Source organism: Streptomyces boninensis (genome assembly GCF_048572725.1).
GTDB lineage: Bacteria > Actinomycetota > Actinomycetes > Streptomycetales > Streptomycetaceae > Streptomyces > Streptomyces boninensis.
In genome coordinates this window covers 8,811,351-8,828,518 of sequence record NZ_CP183837.1, presented here as the reverse complement: position 1 = coordinate 8,828,518, position 17,168 = coordinate 8,811,351, and the positions used below count along the sequence as shown (strand labels likewise).

Here is a 17,168-nt window from a genome sequence, read left to right as displayed (position 1 = left end):
CCCTTGACTTACCCGGGGCACCTCCACCTAGCATCCCGGCAAGGCATACGTTTGCCTAACCGCTGACCTCGGCATACCGAGGAAGCAACGAAGGGGGAATCCATGCGCATCCGCAAGCAGCGGCTTATCGTCGGCGCGCTCTTAGGCGCCCTGACAGCCGCCGCCGTGCCGGCCTGCGGCACCGACACGGGCACCCGATCGCTGGCCGACGGGAAGCTCTCCTTCACCGTCGCGGTCACCGAGCGGGACATCACCGCCGTGCCGGTCCTCGCCGCCGCCGACGCCGTCCGCCGCCAGGGCCACGACGTGAAGATCGTCGAACTCGCCGAGCCGGAGCTGGCCATCGAGGGCCTCGCCCAGGGCGACTACGCCATCTCCGCCGAGGCCACCGGACCGGCCCTCAGCGCCATCGAGCAGGGCGCCCCCATCAAGATCATCGCCGACGTAGTCGCCAACCAGTGGGCCGTCTACGGCAAGCCGGGCACCGGCTCCTGCGCCGACCTCCGCGGCCGCCCCTTCGGCATCTTCAGCGAGGGCGCCGTCGCCACCGCCATGTCCAAGGACTGGGTACGCTCCGAATGCCGCGCCGGCGCCACCCCCGACTACCTCACCATCGGCGGCTCCGATGTCCGCGCCCAGGCCCTGGCGGCCGGCGAGATCGACGCCACGCCGCTGGAGATCTCCGACGCGGTCGCCCTCGAGTCGGCGGGCGGCGCCGACCGCATCACCAAGATCGCCGACTTCGCCAAGTCACTCCCGGATGTGCACCCCCAGACGGTGTACGCGAACGCCGACTTCCTCACGCGACACCGCGCGGTCTCCCAGGCGTTCGTCAGGGCGCTGGTCCGCGAGCACGCCCGCATCAATGCTCGCCCGGGCCACCTGGTCGACCTGGTGCACCGCCACCTCCCCGACGAGGACCCCGAGGACGTCCCCCGCATCGCCCGCCGCTACCAGGCCCGCAAGCTCTTCAACGCGGCCGCCCTCACCCCGCACAACGTCCAGCGCACCATCGACTTCTTCGCCCGCGCCGGAGTCGTCGGCGATGACCTGACGGCGAAGGAAGCGGCCGACCTCAGCTTCATCCGGGCGGCGTCATGAAGGCCGCCCGGCTCACCGCGAGGCGGACCGCCGCGACCCCCGCCCGCCTCCCGTACCAGCTCCTCACCTTCGCCCTCTTCGCCGCCACCTGGGAGCTCTACGCCCGCGCCCGCGGCGGCCTCCTCGTCCCCGGCTTCTTCGAGACGGTACGCGCCACCGCCGGCCTGCTCGCGGAGCCCGAGCTCTGGCGGGCGCTCTACGTCAGCAACCAGGCGCTCGCCCTGGGCTTCGCCATCGCGCTCGCCCTGGGCATCCCGCTCGGCATCCTCCTGGGCCGCTTCCGCACGCTGGAGCGCTTCACGGACGTCTACCTCAACATCCTCCTGGTCACGCCGATGGCCGCCATCATCCCGCTGCTGGTCATGTGGACCGGCATCGGCCTCACCTCGCGCACCGCCCTGGTCACCGTCTTCTCGATCGTCATGGTGATCGTGAACAGCCGCGCGGGGGTACGGCAGGTGGACCCCTCGCTGATCGAGATGGCCCGCTCCTTCGGCGCCCGCGAACGCGAGATCTTCACCCGCATCCTCCTGCCCGGCGCCCTCCCTGCCGTCATGACCGGCGTACGCCTCGGCCTCGGCCGCGCGGTCACCGGCATGGTCATCGTCGAGCTGCTGATGATCTCCGACGGCGTCGGCGGCCTGATCCTCGAATACCGCGGCCTGCTCAAGGCCCCGCCCCTCTACGCCACCATCGTGATCATCCTGGCCGAGGCGCTGCTGCTGATCTCCGCCGCCCGCTGGTGCGAACGCCGCCTCACCCGATGGGCCCACACCGCAAGGAGCCCCAAATGATCGAGATCCAAGGCCTGTCCAAGACCTTCACCGACCGCCGCGGCGACACCGTCACCGCCATCGAGGACGCCGGACTCAGCGTCGCCGAGAACGAGTTCCTCACCCTCCTCGGCCCCAGCGGCTGCGGCAAGACCACGCTGCTGAAGTGCATCGCGGGCCTGGTCCCGTACGACTCCGGCACGATCGAGGTCGACGGCCGCCCGGTGCACGGCCCGGGGCCCGACCGGGCGATGGTCTTCCAGAACTTCGCCCTCCTCCCCTGGGCCTCCGTCGTCGACAACGTCGCCTTCGGGCTGCGGATGCGCGGCGTCGCCCGCGCCGAGCGCGAGGAGCGCGCCCGCGAACTGATCACCACCGTGGGCCTCGCGGGCTTCGAGAAGAAGCTCCCCGGCGAGCTGTCGGGCGGCATGCAGCAGCGCGTCGGCATCGCCCGGGCACTGGCCGTAAATCCGCAGGTGCTGCTCATGGACGAGCCGTTCGGCGCCGTGGACGAGCAGACCCGGCGGCTGTTGCAGGAGGAGCTCCTCGCGCTGTGGGAGGAGCAGCGGCCGACGGTCGTCTTCGTCACCCACAGCATGGAGGAGGCGGTGCTGCTCGGCGACCGCGTCGCGCTGATGAGCGCCCGGCCCGGCCGGGTCGCCGAGCTGGTGCCGGTGGACCTGCCGCGCCCGCGCGCCGCCCGCGGCGGGGCCGGGCCTGAGCGGTCGGGGGTGTATGCGGAGCTGACCGCGTATCTGTGGGACCGGCTGCGCGAGATGCACGAGGAGCACCGTCCGGTACGGACCGGGGCCGCGGCATGAGTGCCTTGAGCCGGCTCCCCGCCGCGCCCCTCAGCCTCGCCGCCGGCGCCGCCGCCTGGGAGGCGGTCGGCCGCGCCGCCGACGCGTCCTTCTTCCCGCCGCTGAGCACCGTGCTCGACCGGCTCGGCGAGATGGCGGCCGACGGCGAGCTGCTCGCCAGCGTCCGCGACAGCCTGCTCAACCTCCTCCTCGGCACGGCCATTTCCCTCGTCGCGGGGCTCCTCATCGGCATCGCCATGGGCCGCTCCCGCCGCGTCGAGGCGGCGCTCGGCGTGTACGTATACGCGCTGCTGACCGCCCCGTCGCTCGTCTTCGCGCCCGTCTTCTTCTCGCTCTTCGGCGCGGGCCGCGGCGCGGTGGTGGCGGTGATCGTGATTTACGCCGTGTTCGTCGTGATCGTCAACACCGCCGCGGCTGTCCAGGCCGTGCCCGGCCACCTTGAGGAGATGGCGCGCTCCTACGGCGCCGGGGAAGCGCAGCTGCTGCTCCGCGTCGTCCTGCCCGCCGCCACCCCCATGATCATGGCGGGCGTGCGGCTCGGCGTAGGCCGCGCGGTCACCGGAATGCTCAACGGCGAGATGTTCATCGCCGTGGTCGGCCTCGGCCACATCGTCACCGAGGCCGGCGGCAGCTTCGACAGCGCGAGCGTGCTGGCCGTGCTGCTCATCGTCATCGCGGTCGCCCTGGTGGCCATCGCGCTCGTCCAGGCCGCGGATCGGCGGCTCACCCGCTGGGTGCCGCAGACCGCAAAGGGAGACTGATGAAGGTCGACGCGTACAGCCACATCCTGCCCGCCCCCTACTTCGCCCGGATGCGCGAACTGGCCGCGGGATCCGGCGACCTGAGGCGCTGGCTGGAGCTGGAGGCGCTCCACGATGTGGACGCCAGGCTGCGCATGATGGACGAGTTCGGCGCCGACTATCAGCAGGTGCTTACGCTGTCCTCGCCGCCGATCGAGCTGCTGGCGGGCCCGGCCGACTCCCCCGCCCTCGCCCGCCTCGCCAACGACTCCCTCCGCGACCTCTGCGACCGCTACCCGGACCGCTTCCCCGCCTGGGTCGCCGCGCTCCCCCTCAACAACCCGGACGCGGCCCTGGCCGAACTCGCGTACGCCATCGACGACCTCGGCGCCGGCGGCGTCCAGCTCTTCACCAACGTCGGCGGCAAGCCGCTCGACGACCCGTCCTTCCGCGCCGTCTTCGCCGAGATGGCCCGCCGCGACCTGCCGATCTGGCTGCATCCCACCCGCGGCCCCGGCTTCCCGGACTACGCCACGGAGGACCGGTCGCGGTACGAGATCTGGTGGGCGCTCGGCTGGCCGTACGAGACGAGCGCGGCCATGGCGCGGCTGGTCTTCGCCGGGGTGCTGGAGCGGCACCCGGAACTGAAGATCATCACGCATCACCTGGGCGCGATGATCCCGTATCTGGAGGGCCGGATCGGCCTCGGCTGGAGCGACCAGCTCGGCAGCCGCACCTCGGGCGCGGACCTGGAACGGCTGCGGCAGGAGGCGCTGCCGCGGCCGCTCATCGAGTACTTCCGCCGCTTCTACGCCGACACCGCACTGTCGGGGTCCGCCATCGGCATCCGCTGCGGGCTCGAGTTCTTCGGGGCGGACCGGGTGCTCTTCGGCACCGACTGCCCCTTCGACCCGGAGGGCGGCCCGGCGTACATCCGGGAGACGATCAAGGTGCTGGACGCCCTCGACATAGAGGAGGACGCCCGGGCACGGATCTATTCGGGCAACATCAACCGGCTGCTGCGCGGCAGCGGCGGTGTCAGCGGCAGTGGCAGCGGCAGCGGCAGTGTCAGGAGCGCTTCGACGCCACCGGCTCGCCGATGATCCGCTCGGCGAGCTCCTCGGCGAGGAGGTGCACATTCGGGCGCAGGGCGGCCTCGGCCGCCTCGCGCTCGGCGGCGATCTGGGTGTGGGCGTCGGCGACCATGGCGTCGCGCTCGGTGGTCCCCTCGGCGCGGGCGGCGGCGATCAGGGCGGCGCCCTCCTCGGTCGCCTCCTGGCGGATGCGGTTGGCCTCGTGCCGCGCGTCGGCCATCACGGCCTCGTACTGCGCCCGCACCTCGTCCGCCTCGACCTGCAGCGCCTCCGCCTGCTCGAAGCGGCCGGTCGTGGCGCCCTCGCGCTTCTCGAGCGTCGCGTTGATGCGCGGCAGCAGCCACTTCCCGAGCGCCAGCGCCAGGATCGCGAAGCCCACCAGCCCGATGAGGAGCGACCACACCTCGACCCGCAGCGGGCCGAACTTCTCGGGGCCGAACCAGAGCGCGGCGATGTTCATTCGGCGTCCTTCCCATCCGTTTTGTACGGACAGGGTAGCCGCTCCGTGGCCTGGGTCACGCACCGGGTGTCGCAATGCCGGTGAGACAGCAATACTGTTGAACCATGGCCGCACAGGGAGGACAGCAGGTACAGGCGCCGGGGCTCACGGTCGACGAGCTCGCCGCGCGCGCGGGCGTCACCGTGCGCACGATCCGTTTCTACGGCACCCGCGGCCTGCTCCCGCCGCCCGTGATCGGCCCGCGCCGGGTGGGCCGTTACGGCGATGAGCACCTGGCCAGGCTGGCGCTGATCGAGGAGCTGCAGCACCAGGGCCTGACTCTTGCCGCGATCGAGCGCTATGTCCGCCAGCTCCCCGAGGACCTCAGCCCCGAGGACTTGGCCCTGCACCGCGCCCTGGTGTCGAGCTGGGCGCCCGACGCGCCTGCCGACTTCACCCGGGAGCAGCTGGAGCGCCGGGTGGGCCGCACCTTGACCGGCTCCGACATCGACCGCCTCGAAGCCATGGATGTCCTCCAGCCGCTCGGCGAGGACGGCGACACCTTCCGCGTCGACCCGGCGGTGCTGCACGTGGGCGTGCGCCTGCTGGATGTGCCGATCGGCCTGGAGACGCTGCTGGCGTCGCGCGCGGTGGTGCTCGACCACACCCGGTCGATGGCGCGGGAGCTGACCCGCCTGTTCCGCGACGAGGTCTGGGAGCCGTATCAGGAGGGCGATCCGGACCCGGAGCAGGTCGAGACGATGAAGTCGCTGTCCGCGCACATGCAGCCGATGGTGGTGCAGGCGCTGGTGACGGCCTTCCAGAAGTCGCTGCGGGCGGAGCTGAAGGACTCCTTCCCGCGGGAGGAGTGAGCGGCGGGGTCAGCAAGCACCGGGGCGCGCGTAGACGGTCACGCGCCCGCCCTGCGCCTCCGTGCTCGCGCACACCTCGAAGTGGGCACGCAGCGCGGCCCGCTTGACGCGTTCACCCGCGCCGCGGCTGAGCGAGCTGCCCGCCGGGTCGTGCAGCACCAGGATGCGGCGGGCCGCGAGGATACGGGCCCGGATAGCCTGCGGCGGCAGCTCGGTGCCGTACAGGGAGTGCGACGCGCTCGGGTCTGCGTCCTGGGCCAGGTCGGTGAGGCCGTCGTACGCGGGCGCCTCCGGCCGCATCCATATCCGGCGGCTCGCCGGCGTGAAGAGCACCCCATCGCCCGGCTCCGCGTGCGCGCGCACGGCGGCGGCGATCGAGGCCAGGTCGTCCACCCGCCTCTCCGGCGCGCAGACGTGCTGCCGCACCGGCCCCACGAGGACGACCGCCGCGACCACCCCGGCCACGGCCGCGTACCACCGGACCGGCCCGCGCCGCCGCCAGAGCGCCTGCGCCGCGGCACCCAGCAGCAGCGCCAATGCGGAGTAGGAGTAGAGCACATACCGCTCCACATAGAGCGGCTTGACCGCCGACAGCAGGAGCAGCGCCGCCTTCGGCACGAGCAGCAGCGGCAACGCCACCGGCGCGACCGGCCGCCCAGCGACGGCGGCACAGCCGAGGCCGAGCCCCGCGACCGCGGCGAGGCCCATGTAGGTCCCCGCTCCCGGGCCGCCGATCCAGTCCACCAGCTTCGCCTGCCCGATGCTGATCACCGCCAGCGGCGCGAGGCCTGCACCCACGCAGCCGGCCGCGACGCCCCAGGCGCGCAGGACGCCGCGCCGCACCCGGGCGGCGAGCAGCCCGACCCCGTGAGCCAGTACGGCCAGCACGGCGAACTCATGCAGCAGGCACACGCCGAGCGCGACGGCGGCGTATGCCGCCCAGGCGCCGGTCCGCCGCGCCTCGACCGCCCGCAGGAGCAGCAGCGTCGCCCACACCACCCCGGCGCACACCAGGGCGTACGACCGACCCTCCTGCGCATACCTCTGCACGTCCGGCAGCAGCGGGAAGACCATCCCGGCCGCGAGCCCCGCACCCGGACCCGCCAGCCGCCGCCCCAGCAGGGCCACCCCTGCCGCGGCGGCCGCGGTCGCCAGGACGGACGGCATCCGCAGCGCCACGACACCGTCGCCGAACGCCGCGAACACCCCGTGCATCAGCACGTAGTACAGCCCGTGCACGACGTCGTAGTCCGCCACAGTGCGCAGCAGCCCGGGCAGGCTCCGATGGGCCATCTCGTACGTGGCTGCCTCGTCCCGCCACATCCCGCCCTGCCTGCGCAGGCCCCACAGCCCGAGGGCAAGGGCCAGCGCGACCGGGAGCAGGACGACGACGGCGAGCGGGGGCCGTGTGGCGGCGGGCGCGCCGCGGCGGGTGGCGGCGGGCCGGGGTGCGATCGTGCGCGGCCGCTCGGCGACGGGCATGGCTGGCCTCCGGTTTTCGGCATGGGTCGGGTAGGGAAGCGGCCGTTGATCGGCTCGAGAGAGATGCGGAGTGGTGAGGGAGGAGTGGGAAGTGAGCGGAGAGGAGTGAGGAGGGCGGAGCCTTGCCGCGGACCCGCGGCTACCTCACGGCGCCGGAGTCACCAGCCGCGCCTCGTACGCGAAGACCGCCGCCTGCGTGCGGTCGCGGAGGCCGAGCTTCTCCAGGACCTTGCCGACATGGGTCTTGACAGTCGATTCGGCGACGACGAGCCCTGCGGCGATCTCGCCGTTGGAGAGCCCGCGGGCGATGAGCCGCAGCACCTCCGTCTCGCGGTCGGTCAGCTCGCCCACCCGGGTGCGGGGCGACAGCGCGTCGTCCACGTCGGCGGCGCCCGAGCGCGCGAAGGTCCGCAGCAGGCGCTTGGTGACGGTCGGCGCCAGCAGCGCCTCGCCGGCGGCGACGATCCGTACGCCGTCGGCGAGCTGCTGGGCGGAGGCGTCCTTGAGGAGGAAGCCGGACGCGCCTGCGCGCAGCGCCTGGTAGACGTACTCGTCCTGGTCGAAGGTGGTCAGCACCAGGACGCGGGCGTCCGAGTCGGCGGCGATGATCCGGCGGGTGGCTTCCAGGCCGTTGAGCTTCGGCATCCGGATGTCCATGAGGACGACATCGGGCCGCAGCTCCTTCACCTGCAGCACCGCCTGCGCGCCGTCGCTCGCCTCGCCCACTACCTCGATGTCCGGCTGCGCGCCGAGCAGGACGGAGAAGCCCTCGCGGACCATCGCCTGGTCGTCGACGATCAGCACCCTGATGTAGCTCACGCGGGCTCCTCGGCTGCCTGCGCCGCGGGCGCGGCCGGCGCCGCGGGCGCGGGCAGGAAGGCGACGACCTCATAGCCGCCGTCATCCGTCTCCCCGGACGTCAGCTCGCCGTCCAGCATCGCCACCCGCTCGCGCATCCCGGTGAGCCCGTGCCCGAGGCCGCCGGTCGCCACGGCCTCGGCTCCCGGCACCTCATCGGCGATCACGGGCCCGTTGACGATGCGAACGCCCAGGCCGACCGGCACATACGCAAGCTCCACCCGGGCGTCAGCCCCGGATGCGTGCCGCAGGACATTGCTGAGCGCCTCCTGGATGATCCGGAACGCCGACAGCTCGACCCCCTGCGGCAGTTCCCTGCGCGCCCCGGTCACCACCTTCTCCACCGGCAGGCCGGCCTCCCGCACGTTGGCGAGGAGCCCGTCGAGCGCGTCGAGGGTCGGCTGCGGCGCTTCGGGGGCGTCGTACGTCTCGTAGTCACCGACGCGGATGACGCCGAGGACGCGGCGCAGCTCGGCGAGGGCGGCGACGGCGTTCTCCCTGATGGTGGCGAAGGACTTCACCAGCTCGGGCGGCGGATCCGTTACCCGGTACGGGGCGGCCTCCGCCTGGATGGCGACGACGGACATGTGGTGCGCGACGACGTCGTGCAGCTCGCGGGCGATGGTGGTGCGCTCTTCGAGGACGGTGCGCTTGCCGCGCTCGATGACGGTGAGCTCGTCCTTGGCGACGACCTCGCGCAGCGCGGCGAGCCAGCCGCTCATGGCGACCGCGAGGATGAGCGCCAAGCCGGACCAGGCGGCGAAGACGAACACGTTGTTCACCGACAAGTAGTCGTCACGCGGGTGGTACAGCTCCACCGCCGCCCAGCCCGCGACCACCGTGATCAGCCACATCGCCGCGGCAACGACCGGACGGCTGCGCAGCACCACCATGACCATCACCAGGAGATGCGACGCGAAGGTCGTCTCCGCGAACGGCCACGGATCGGACGCCAGCGCCGCCGCCGCCGTGAAGGTGCCGATGAGCGACAGCCACCAGGCCGCTATCGGGCGCAGCATGGTGAGGATCAGCGGCATCGCAGCCGCCAGCCCGAGCAGCAGGCTCGGCCCCGGCCGCGACGCGTACGAATAGCCCTCACTCACGAACGCCGTGGATCCGTACAGCTGCCAGCTGAACACGAAGAGCACTCCCGCGCAGCCCACCAGCACCGCATGCGGCAGCCAGCGCAGCACATTCCGCACCCGCTCGGGCAGCACCGCGAGCCCGCCGCGGTCCGTCCGCAGCGGCGGCAGCGGCCGCGCCGCGGCGGCATTGCCGATCAGCTCCCGCCGCAGGGTGTGCAGCTCCTGGGTCAGCTTTCCCGTGGTCTCGTTCACGCCAGGAACCGTATGTCCGCCGCCCCCACCTGCACGTCCCCCTGCGTAGGGATATCTCCGTCTCCCCCTCAGGTACTACATGTCCGACGCTTTGCCGGGCATCCATAACTGTGGTCGAAGTGACAAGGGTTGGCGAATGTTTCACCCGGTCCAGCTAACTGATCGGAGGCCCTCTTGCAGGCGCGCAGCATCGGTTGTCATGCTCCTGAGAAGTGTCCGAATAGCGACGAACGGGGGGACTGAGATGCGCCTTCGCAAGCGCGCCGTCGCCGCACTGCCCGCACTCCTGGTCTGCGCGGGCCTGTCCGTGCCGGGCTCCAGCGCCTCGGCCGAACCCGCCCAGAACGCAGGGAAGTTCAGCCTGGCAGGCGTCTCCTGGCCCAGCGCCCAGCAGCCCGCGGGCGCCGTGCAGTTACGGACCCGCGCCGCCGGAACCGGCGCCTGGTCACCGTGGCACACGCTCGACGTGACCCCGCGGCAGACCGAGTCGGGGGCCCGTACGACCACCGAGCCAAGGTGGACGGGACCGGCCGTCAGCGCCCAGGCGAGAGTCGTACGGGCCGACGGCTCCAGCACCCCACTGCCGCGCGGGGCGCGGATCGAGAAGGTGCGGGATCAGCCCGCCGAGGCGGCGCCCCAGCTGCTCGCGGGCAAGGGCGTCATCAAGACCCGCAAGCAATGGGGAGCCAATGAGTCGTGGCGCGGCGACCCCCCGGAGTACGGCAGCCGCGTCAAGGCGGTGCTCGTGCACCACACCGTCGACAGCAACAGCTACTCCTGCTCGGACGCCCCATCGATCATCCGCGCCATCTACCGCTACCACGTGAAGACCAACGGCTGGAACGACATCGGCTACAACTTCCTGGTGGACCGCTGCGGCCGGATCTACGAGGGCCGCTACGGCGGCGGCTCCAAGCCGGTGGTCGGCGCGCACTCCATGGGCTTCAACAACAACACCAGCGGCGTCGCCGTCATCGGCGACTACCGCAGCAAGGCCGTCCCGTCGAAGGTGACCGCGATCCTCGCCCGCTTCGCCCGCTGGAAGCTGAAGATCGCGGGCTACAACGCCGGCCAGAAGGTCACCCTGGAGGCCGGGGTCAGCAACGGAAAGTACGACAAGGGCGACAAGGTCCGCGTCAGCCGCGTCGCCGCCCACCGCAATGTCTTCGCCACCTCGTGCCCGGGCGCCAAGCTGTACGCCAAGCTCGGCGCGATCCGCCGGGCCGCGGACTGACGGATGGTCCGCTGCGGAGCGTCACCTATGTGCTAGCTTGGGCCGCGTTGCAGCTTTGGTACCACATGGGATTTATGAGTGCGCCTGACGGTATGTAGCCATCGGGCGCACTTCTGTTTTCCCGGCGAGGAGATTGTTATGGCATCGGGAACCGTGAAGTGGTTCAACTCGGAAAAGGGCTTCGGCTTCATCGAGCAGGACGGCGGCGGCGCCGACGTCTTCGCTCACTACTCGAACATCGCAGCTCAGGGCTTCCGTGAGCTGCAGGAGGGGCAGAAGGTGTCCTTCGACGTCGTGCAGGGCCAGAAGGGTCTGCAGGCGGAGAACATCGTCCAGGCCTGACATCGCGGCGTCCTTCTCGCTCCCAGGGTCCATACTGGGGGCAATGAAGAAATCATCCGCGTCCCGTCGCCACCTGCCCAGCAGCCCTTTCGCGGCCCCCGTCGAACCGGTCGTGAAGGAGTTCGCCGTCGGCGACCGGGTCATGCATGACGAATACGGCCTCGGCAGGGTGGTCAGCGTCGAGGCTGGGCTTGCGCTGCTCGTCGACTTCGGCTCGCAGCAGGCACGGATCGTCAGCCCGTATTCCCGTATGGACAAGCTCTGAGCGCGGTGGCCAGTCCCCCGGCGGGACTGGCCACCCACTCAGGACCTTGACTCAGTCCGTGAAGGTCTCCCCCTTCTCCGCCTTCGCCACCAGCAGCGCCGGCGGCTCGAACCGCTCTCCGTACGCGGCGGCCAGCTCGCGCGCCCGCGCCACGAAGCCGGGCAGCCCGCCGGCGTAGCCGTTGACGTACTGCAGCACGCCCCCGGTCCACGCCGGGAAGCCGATGCCGAAGATGGAGCCGATGTTGGCGTCCGCGATGGACGTCAGCACGCCCTCCTCCAGCAGCCGGACGGTGTCCAGCGCCTCGGAGAACAGCATCCGCTCCTGCATGTCCCGCATCGGCATCGAGGCGCTCGGCGTCCCGAAGTGCTCGCGCAGCCCCGGCCACAGCCCGGCCCGCTTGCCGTTCTCGTCGTAGTCGTAGAAGCCCGCGCCGCCGGAGCGCCCGGGGCGCTCGAACTCGTCCACCATCCGGTCGATGACCGCCTCCGCCGGATGCACCGCCCAGGTGCCGCCCTCGGCCTCGACGGCCTTGCGGGTCTCGTTGCGGATCTTCCGCGGCAGCGTCAGCGTCAGCTCGTCCATGAGCGACAGCACCTTCGCCGGGTAGCCGGCCTGGGCCGCGGCCTGCTCGACGGACGCGGGCTCGACGCCCTCGCCGACCATGGCGACGCCCTCGTTGATGAAGTGGCCGATGACCCGCGAGGTGAAGAAGCCGCGGGAGTCGTTCACCACGATCGGCGTCTTGCTGATCTGCCGGACCAGGTCGAAGGCGCGGGCGATGGCCTCGTCGCCGGTCCGCTCGCCCTTGATGATCTCCACCAGGGGCATCTTGTCGACCGGCGAGAAGAAGTGCAGCCCGATGAAGTCCTGCTGCCGCTGCACGCCCTCGGAGAGCAGGGTGATGGGCAGCGTGGAGGTGTTGGAGCACAGCAGGGCGTCGGGGGCGATGACGTCCTCGATCTCCTGGAAGACCTTGTGCTTCAGCGCCGGGTCCTCGAAGACCGCCTCGATGACGGCGTCGCAGCCGGCCGCGTCGGCCGGGTCGGCGGTCGGCGTGATCCGGGCGAGCAGCGCGTCGGCCTTCTCCTGGGTCGTACGGCCCTTGGCGACGGCCTTGGCGCACAGCTTCTCGGAGTAGGCCTTGCCCTTGGCGGCCGCCTCGGCGGAGACGTCCTTCAGTACGACCTCGATGCCGGCGCGGGCGCAGGAGTAGGCGATGCCCGCGCCCATCATCCCGGCGCCGAGGACGACGGCCTTGCGGACCTTGCGCTCCTCGAAGCCCTGCGGGCGGGAGCGGCCGGCGTTGACGGCGTTCAGGTCGAAGAAGAACGCCTGGATCATGTTCTTGGAGATCTGGCCGGTGACCAGCTCGGTGAAGTAGCGCGCCTCGATGACCTGGGCCGTCTCGAAGTCGACCTGGGAGCCCTCGACGGCGGCCGCGAGGATGTTGCGCGGGGCCGGGAAGGGGGCGCCGGAGGTCTGCTTCTTCAGATTCGCCGGGAAGGCGGGCAGGTTCGCGGCGAACTTCGGGTTCGCCGGGGTGCCGCCCGGGATCCGGTAGCCGGGCACGTCCCAGGGCTGCGCGGACTCCGGGTGCGCGTCAATGAAGGCGACGGCCTTGGTACGCAGCTCGTCGGCGTCCGCGGCCAGCTCGTGGATCAGGCCGTTCTCCAGCGCCCGCTTCGGGTTGTACTGGGTGCCCTGCAGCAGCACCTTCAGCAGCGCGTCGGTGATGCCCAGGAGGCGGACCGTACGGGTGACGCCGCCGCCCGCCGGGAGCAGGCCGAGGGTGACCTCGGGCAAGCCGATCTTGTAGCCGGAGGCGTCGAGGGCGACACGGTGGTGCGAGGCCAGCGCGATCTCGTAACCACCGCCGAGCGCCGCGCCATTGATGGCGGCGACGACCGGCTTCCCGAGGGTCTCGATCTTCCGCAGCGCGCGCTTGACGCGCATGCCGGTCTCGAAGACGGCCGCGGCGTCCTCGGGGCGGGCCTGGACCATGTCCTTGAGGTCGCCGCCGGCGAAGAAGGTCTTCTTGGCGGAGGCGTAGACGATGCCGCGGACCGAGTCCTTCTCCTCCTCCAGGCGGTTCGCGGTGGCCTCGATGGAGGCGATGAAGTCGGCGTTCATGGTGTTCGCCGACTGGTTGGGGTCGTCCAGGACGAGGGTGACGATGCCGGTGTCGTCCTGCTCCCAGCGGATGGTGTTGGTGTGGCTCATGCTGCTGCTGGCTCCGTAATGAGAGGTGGACGAGGGTCAGAGGCGCTCGATGACGGTGGCGATGCCCATGCCGCCGCCCACGCACAGCGTGGCCAGGCCGTAGCGCTTGTCCTGGCGCTCCAGCTCGTCGATGAGGGTGCCGAGGATCATGGCGCCGGTGGCGCCGAGGGGGTGGCCCATGGCGATGGCGCCGCCGTTGACGTTGATCTTCTCCATGGGGATGTCGAGGTCGCGGGCGAAGCGCAGCACGACGGCGGCGAAGGCCTCGTTGATCTCGACCAGGTCGATGTCGTCGATCGACAGCCCGGCTTTCGACAGCGCCTTACGGGACGCCGGGGCCGGGCCGGTCAGCATGATCGTCGGTTCCGAGCCGGAGACCGCCGCGCCGATGATCCGGGCGCGCGGGGTCAGCCCGTAGCGCTCGCCGACCGCGCCGCTGCCGATGGCGACGAGGGCCGCGCCGTCCACGATGCCGGAGGAGTTGCCCGCGTGGTGGACGTGGTCGATCTGCTCCACCCAGTGGTACTTCTGCAGCGCCACCGCGTCGAAGCCGCCCAGGTCGCCGATGTCCTTGAAGGACGGCTTGAGCTTGGCCAGCGAGTCGGCGGTGGTGCCGGGGCGCATGTGCTCGTCGTGGTCGAGGACGGTGAGCCCGCTGCGGTCCTTGACCGGCACCACCGAGCGCTCGAAGCGGCCGTCCTTCCAGGCCTCGGCCGCGCGCTCCTGGGACAGCGCGGCGTACTCGTCGACGTCCCGGCGGGAGAAGCCCTCCATGGTCGCGATGAGGTCGGCGCCGATGCCCTGCGGGACGAAGCCGGTCTCGTAGTTGGTCATCGGGTCGGCGAACCAGGCGCCGCCGTCGGAGCCCATCGCGACCCGCGACATGGATTCGACGCCGCCGGCGAGGATCAGGTCCTCCCAGCCGGACCGGACCTTCGCCGCCGCCATGTTGACCGCTTCGAGCCCGGAGGCGCAGAAGCGGTTCTCCTGTACGCCGGCGACCGTATCCGGCAGTCCGGCGGCCATGGCGGCGATACGGGCGATGTCGGAGCCCTGGTCGCCGACCGGGCCGACGACGCCCAGCACGATGTCGTCCACCGCTGCCGGGTCGAGGTCCGGGAAGCGGCGGCGGACCTCGTGGATGAGGCCGACGACCAGGTCGATGGGCTTGGTGCCGTGCAGGGCTCCGTTCGCCTTGCCGCGGCCGCGGGGGGTGCGGATGGCGTCGTATACGAACGCTTCGGTGCTCACGGTGTTTTTGCCAGCCTCTCAGGAGAGCAGGGAGCGGCCGATGATCTCTTTCATGATCTCGGTGGTGCCGCCGTAGATGGTCTGGATGCGGCTGTCGGTGAAGGCCCGCGCCACGGGGAATTCGGTCATGTAGCCATAGCCGCCGTGCAGTTGCAGGCAGCGGTCGGCGACGCGCTTCTGGAGCTCGGTGGCCCACCACTTCGCCATGGAGGCGTGCACGGCGTCGAGCGCGCCTTCATTGTGCTCCTCGATGCAGCGGTCGATGAAGGCGCGGGTGACGGCGCACTCGGTCGCCATTTCGGCGATCTCGAAGCGGATGTGCTGGAACTTCGCGATCGGCCGGCCGAAGGCCTCGCGCTCCTTGACGTACGTCTTGGTGATCTCCACCAGGTTCTCCGCCGTGGCGATCGCGGCGACCGCGATGCACATCCGCTCCTGGGCGAGGTTCGTCATCAGGTGGATGAACGCGCCGTCCAGCTCGCCGAGCAGGTTCTCCTTGGGGACCTTGACGTCGTTGAAGAACAGCTCGGCCGTGTCCTGCGCGTGCTGCCCGATCTTCTCGAGGTTACGGCCGCGCTCGAAGCCCTCCATGCCACGCTCGACGACGAGGAGGCTGAGGCCCTTCGCGCCGCCCTCGGGGGTCGTCTTCGCGACGACGATGACGAGGTCGGCGAGGATGCCGTTGGAGATGAAGGTCTTGGCGCCGTTGACCACCCAGTGGTCGCCGGCGTCGGTGGCGGTGGTCCTGATGCCCTGGAGGTCGGAGCCGGCGCCGGGCTCGGTCATGGCGATGGCGGTGATCAGCTCGCCGCTGCAGAAGCCGGGGAGCCAGCGGCGCTTCTGCTCATCGGTGCCGAGGTTGTAGAGGTACGGCCCGATGACGTCGTTGTGCAGCCCGACTGCGAGGCCGGGCGCGCCGGCGCGGGTGAACTCCTCGGCGAGTGCCACGGCGTACCGGAAGTCCGGCTCGCCGCCGCCCCCGTACTCCTCGGGCACGGCGATGCCGAGCAGCCCCTGCTTGCCGGCGGCTCGCCAGGCGTCGCGGGAGACGATGCCGTCCTGGTTCCACTGCTCGTAGTGGGGGGCGACCTCGCGCTCGAGGAAGGTGCGGACCGTGTCGCGGAACGCGTCGTGTTCGGGGGTGAAGAGAGTCCTCTTCACAGCTGCTCCTCCTTGTTCAGCGCCGGTACGTCCCAGTCCGCCGCGACTTCGGCGGCGTGTGCGCCCGGCTGGGCGGGTGGGCGGCGGACCGCGCCGGGGGTGGCCGAGAACCTGGGGGCCGGGGCGGGCTGGGTGAGGCCGCCGTCCTCGGTGAAGGTGCCACGGGCGGCCAGGTGGGGGTGGGCGGGGGCCTCCCGCAGGGAGAGGACCGGGGCGACGCAGGCGTCCGAGCCGGCGAAGACCGCCGTCCACTCCTCCCGGGTGCGCTCCTTGAAGCGCGCCGCGACGCGCTCGCGCAGCTCGCCCCAGCGGGCGAAGTCGCGCTGTTCCGGGGGGTCTTCGCCCAGGTCGAGGAGGCGTACGAACTCGGCGAAGAACTGCCGCTCCAGCGCGCCGACCGCCATATAGCCGCCGTCGGCCGTCTCGTACACGCCGTAGAAGGGCGCACCCCCGTCGAGGAGGTTCGCCCCGCGCCGGTCCTGCCAGCCGCCCGCCGCGACCATCCCGTGGATCATCGCGGTGAGGTGCGCGGTGCCGTCCACGATCGCGGCGTCGACGACCTGCCCCTCCCCCGCGGTACGGGCGTGCTGCAGGGCGGCGAGGATGCCGACCACCAGGTAGAGGGAGCCGCCCGCGTAGTCGCCGACGATGTTGGCGGGGACCGAAGGCGGGCCTTCGGGCGGGCCGATCATGCCGAGGGCGCCGGTGATGGCGATGTAGCCGATGTCGTGGCCTGCGGTGCTGGCGAGCGGGCCGTCCTGGCCCCAGCCGGTCATCCGGCCGTAGACGAGGCGGGGGTTACGGGCCAGGCAGTCGTCCGGCCCGACACCGAGGCGCTCGGCGACCCCCGGCCGGTAGCCCTCGATGAGGACGTCGGCGCGCTCGACGAGGTCGAGCACCGCGGCCGCGCCCTCCGCGTCCTTGAGGTCCACGATCACCGACCGCTTGTTGCGGTTGGTGATGTCGAAGTCGGGGTTGATCGCCAGCCCGGTGCCGCCGGGCCGGTCCACCCGTACGACATCGGCTCCGAGGTCCGCGAGCAGCATCGTGGCGAACGGGCCGGGCCCGATGCCCGCGAGCTCGACGACGCGAATGCCGTGCAACGGACCGCCGTTCACCGTGCTCTCCATCGAGCCCCCTTGAGTGTGACACCAACTGTGTAACACCAATGATGG

Annotated in this window: 17 protein-coding genes; 9 read left to right on the top strand and 8 right to left on the bottom strand. The window is 71.4% G+C overall.

What is annotated here, in order from left to right; translation table 11 throughout:
- Nucleotides 1–102: 102 nt before the first annotated feature.
- Genes ACNNMR_RS39780 through ACNNMR_RS39760 form a run of 5 tightly spaced genes read left to right on the top strand, consistent with a single transcriptional unit; the run spans nt 103 to nt 4,538 of the window.
- Nucleotides 103–1,101, top strand: a complete 999-nt coding sequence (locus tag ACNNMR_RS39780; RefSeq protein WP_419999595.1) for an ABC transporter substrate-binding protein — start codon at nt 103–105, stop codon at nt 1,099–1,101.
- Nucleotides 1,098–1,895 carry an ABC transporter permease gene (locus ACNNMR_RS39775; RefSeq protein WP_419999594.1) on the top strand — a complete coding sequence of 266 codons (798 nt, stop codon included), beginning with the start codon at nt 1,098–1,100 and terminating at the stop codon, nt 1,893–1,895. The genes ACNNMR_RS39780 and ACNNMR_RS39775 overlap by 4 nt, the downstream gene beginning before the upstream one ends.
- Nucleotides 1,892–2,695, top strand: a complete 804-nt coding sequence (locus ACNNMR_RS39770) for an ABC transporter ATP-binding protein (RefSeq protein ID WP_419999593.1) — start codon at nt 1,892–1,894, stop codon at nt 2,693–2,695. The genes ACNNMR_RS39775 and ACNNMR_RS39770 overlap by 4 nt, the downstream gene beginning before the upstream one ends.
- A complete protein-coding gene (locus ACNNMR_RS39765) occupies nt 2,692–3,456 on the top strand; it encodes an ABC transporter permease (RefSeq protein ID WP_419999592.1) in 765 nt (254 codons plus the stop codon). Before ACNNMR_RS39770 ends, ACNNMR_RS39765 begins: the two co-directional genes overlap by 4 nt.
- Nucleotides 3,456–4,538 (top strand): amidohydrolase family protein, encoded by a 1,083-nt coding sequence (locus ACNNMR_RS39760; protein ID WP_419999591.1) that lies wholly within the window; start codon nt 3,456–3,458, stop codon nt 4,536–4,538. Before ACNNMR_RS39765 ends, ACNNMR_RS39760 begins: the two co-directional genes overlap by 1 nt.
- Here the strand turns inward: ACNNMR_RS39760 and ACNNMR_RS39755 are convergent.
- Nucleotides 4,504–4,989, bottom strand: coding sequence for a hypothetical protein (locus ACNNMR_RS39755; protein WP_419999590.1), 486 nt, complete (start codon nt 4,987–4,989; stop codon nt 4,504–4,506). The two genes, ACNNMR_RS39760 and ACNNMR_RS39755, sit on opposite strands and share 35 nt — an antisense overlap.
- A gap of 104 nt (nt 4,990–5,093) precedes the next feature.
- Between ACNNMR_RS39755 and ACNNMR_RS39750 the strand changes: the two genes are divergently transcribed.
- Nucleotides 5,094–5,840: a MerR family transcriptional regulator gene (locus tag ACNNMR_RS39750; protein WP_419999589.1), complete on the top strand. Its 747-nt coding sequence runs from the start codon at nt 5,094–5,096 to the stop codon at nt 5,838–5,840.
- Nucleotides 5,841–5,849: 9 nt separating this feature from the next.
- Here ACNNMR_RS39750 and ACNNMR_RS39745 read toward each other — a convergent pair whose 3' ends face one another.
- The 3 genes from ACNNMR_RS39745 to ACNNMR_RS39735 form a co-directional block, all read right to left on the bottom strand.
- The gene (locus ACNNMR_RS39745) at nt 5,850–7,322 is read right to left on the bottom strand and encodes a glycosyltransferase family 39 protein (protein ID WP_419999588.1); all 1,473 of its coding nucleotides are present in this window, start codon (nt 7,320–7,322) and stop codon (nt 5,850–5,852) included.
- A 144-nt stretch (nt 7,323–7,466) separates the two neighbouring features.
- Nucleotides 7,467–8,141 carry a response regulator gene (locus tag ACNNMR_RS39740; RefSeq protein WP_419999587.1) on the bottom strand — a complete coding sequence of 225 codons (675 nt, stop codon included), beginning with the start codon at nt 8,139–8,141 and terminating at the stop codon, nt 7,467–7,469.
- Nucleotides 8,138–9,517, bottom strand: a complete 1,380-nt coding sequence (locus tag ACNNMR_RS39735) for a sensor histidine kinase (RefSeq protein ID WP_419999586.1) — start codon at nt 9,515–9,517, stop codon at nt 8,138–8,140. The genes ACNNMR_RS39740 and ACNNMR_RS39735 overlap by 4 nt, the downstream gene beginning before the upstream one ends.
- 244 nt (nt 9,518–9,761) lie before the next feature.
- Here ACNNMR_RS39735 and ACNNMR_RS39730 point away from each other — a divergent pair, with 244 nt between their 5' ends.
- From ACNNMR_RS39730 to ACNNMR_RS39720, 3 genes are all read left to right on the top strand, one after another.
- Nucleotides 9,762–10,751, top strand: a complete 990-nt coding sequence (locus tag ACNNMR_RS39730; RefSeq protein WP_419999585.1) for a peptidoglycan recognition protein — start codon at nt 9,762–9,764, stop codon at nt 10,749–10,751.
- A 138-nt stretch (nt 10,752–10,889) separates the two neighbouring features.
- A complete protein-coding gene (locus ACNNMR_RS39725; protein ID WP_419999584.1) occupies nt 10,890–11,093 on the top strand; it encodes a cold-shock protein in 204 nt (67 codons plus the stop codon).
- A 43-nt stretch (nt 11,094–11,136) separates the two neighbouring features.
- Nucleotides 11,137–11,358, top strand: coding sequence for a hypothetical protein (locus ACNNMR_RS39720; RefSeq protein WP_419999583.1), 222 nt, complete (start codon nt 11,137–11,139; stop codon nt 11,356–11,358).
- A 51-nt stretch (nt 11,359–11,409) separates the two neighbouring features.
- On the opposite strand, the gene ACNNMR_RS39715 is transcribed toward ACNNMR_RS39720, so the two are convergent.
- Genes ACNNMR_RS39715 through ACNNMR_RS39700 form a run of 4 tightly spaced genes read right to left on the bottom strand, consistent with a single transcriptional unit; the run spans nt 11,410 to nt 17,123 of the window.
- Nucleotides 11,410–13,581, bottom strand: a complete 2,172-nt coding sequence (locus ACNNMR_RS39715) for a 3-hydroxyacyl-CoA dehydrogenase NAD-binding domain-containing protein (protein ID WP_419999582.1) — start codon at nt 13,579–13,581, stop codon at nt 11,410–11,412.
- A 36-nt stretch (nt 13,582–13,617) separates the two neighbouring features.
- Nucleotides 13,618–14,832: an acetyl-CoA C-acetyltransferase gene (locus ACNNMR_RS39710; protein ID WP_419999581.1), complete on the bottom strand. Its 1,215-nt coding sequence runs from the start codon at nt 14,830–14,832 to the stop codon at nt 13,618–13,620.
- A gap of 18 nt (nt 14,833–14,850) precedes the next feature.
- A complete protein-coding gene (locus ACNNMR_RS39705; protein WP_419999580.1) occupies nt 14,851–15,993 on the bottom strand; it encodes an acyl-CoA dehydrogenase family protein in 1,143 nt (380 codons plus the stop codon).
- The gene (locus ACNNMR_RS39700) at nt 15,990–17,123 is read right to left on the bottom strand and encodes a CaiB/BaiF CoA transferase family protein (RefSeq protein ID WP_419999579.1); all 1,134 of its coding nucleotides are present in this window, start codon (nt 17,121–17,123) and stop codon (nt 15,990–15,992) included. Before ACNNMR_RS39700 ends, ACNNMR_RS39705 begins: the two co-directional genes overlap by 4 nt.
- Between the last annotated feature and the right edge of the window lie 45 nt (nt 17,124–17,168).

Excerpts from the sequence above, each read along its gene's own strand:
- ACNNMR_RS39780 (WP_419999595.1), top strand. The coding sequence starts at position 103 with ATGCGCATCCGCAAGCAGCGGCTTATCGTCGGCGCGCTCTTAGGCGCC.
- ACNNMR_RS39775 (WP_419999594.1), top strand. The coding sequence starts at position 1,098 with ATGAAGGCCGCCCGGCTCACCGCGAGGCGGACCGCCGCGACCCCCGCC.
- ACNNMR_RS39770 (WP_419999593.1), top strand. The coding sequence starts at position 1,892 with ATGATCGAGATCCAAGGCCTGTCCAAGACCTTCACCGACCGCCGCGGC.
- ACNNMR_RS39765 (WP_419999592.1), top strand. The coding sequence starts at position 2,692 with ATGAGTGCCTTGAGCCGGCTCCCCGCCGCGCCCCTCAGCCTCGCCGCC.
- ACNNMR_RS39760 (WP_419999591.1), top strand. The coding sequence starts at position 3,456 with ATGAAGGTCGACGCGTACAGCCACATCCTGCCCGCCCCCTACTTCGCC.
- ACNNMR_RS39755 (WP_419999590.1), bottom strand. The coding sequence starts at position 4,989 with ATGAACATCGCCGCGCTCTGGTTCGGCCCCGAGAAGTTCGGCCCGCTG.
- ACNNMR_RS39750 (WP_419999589.1), top strand. The coding sequence starts at position 5,094 with ATGGCCGCACAGGGAGGACAGCAGGTACAGGCGCCGGGGCTCACGGTC.
- ACNNMR_RS39745 (WP_419999588.1), bottom strand. The coding sequence starts at position 7,322 with ATGCCCGTCGCCGAGCGGCCGCGCACGATCGCACCCCGGCCCGCCGCC.
- ACNNMR_RS39730 (WP_419999585.1), top strand. The coding sequence starts at position 9,762 with ATGCGCCTTCGCAAGCGCGCCGTCGCCGCACTGCCCGCACTCCTGGTC.
- ACNNMR_RS39725 (WP_419999584.1), top strand. The coding sequence starts at position 10,890 with ATGGCATCGGGAACCGTGAAGTGGTTCAACTCGGAAAAGGGCTTCGGC.
- ACNNMR_RS39720 (WP_419999583.1), top strand. The coding sequence starts at position 11,137 with ATGAAGAAATCATCCGCGTCCCGTCGCCACCTGCCCAGCAGCCCTTTC.
- ACNNMR_RS39715 (WP_419999582.1), bottom strand. The coding sequence starts at position 13,581 with ATGAGCCACACCAACACCATCCGCTGGGAGCAGGACGACACCGGCATC.
- ACNNMR_RS39700 (WP_419999579.1), bottom strand. The coding sequence starts at position 17,123 with ATGGAGAGCACGGTGAACGGCGGTCCGTTGCACGGCATTCGCGTCGTC.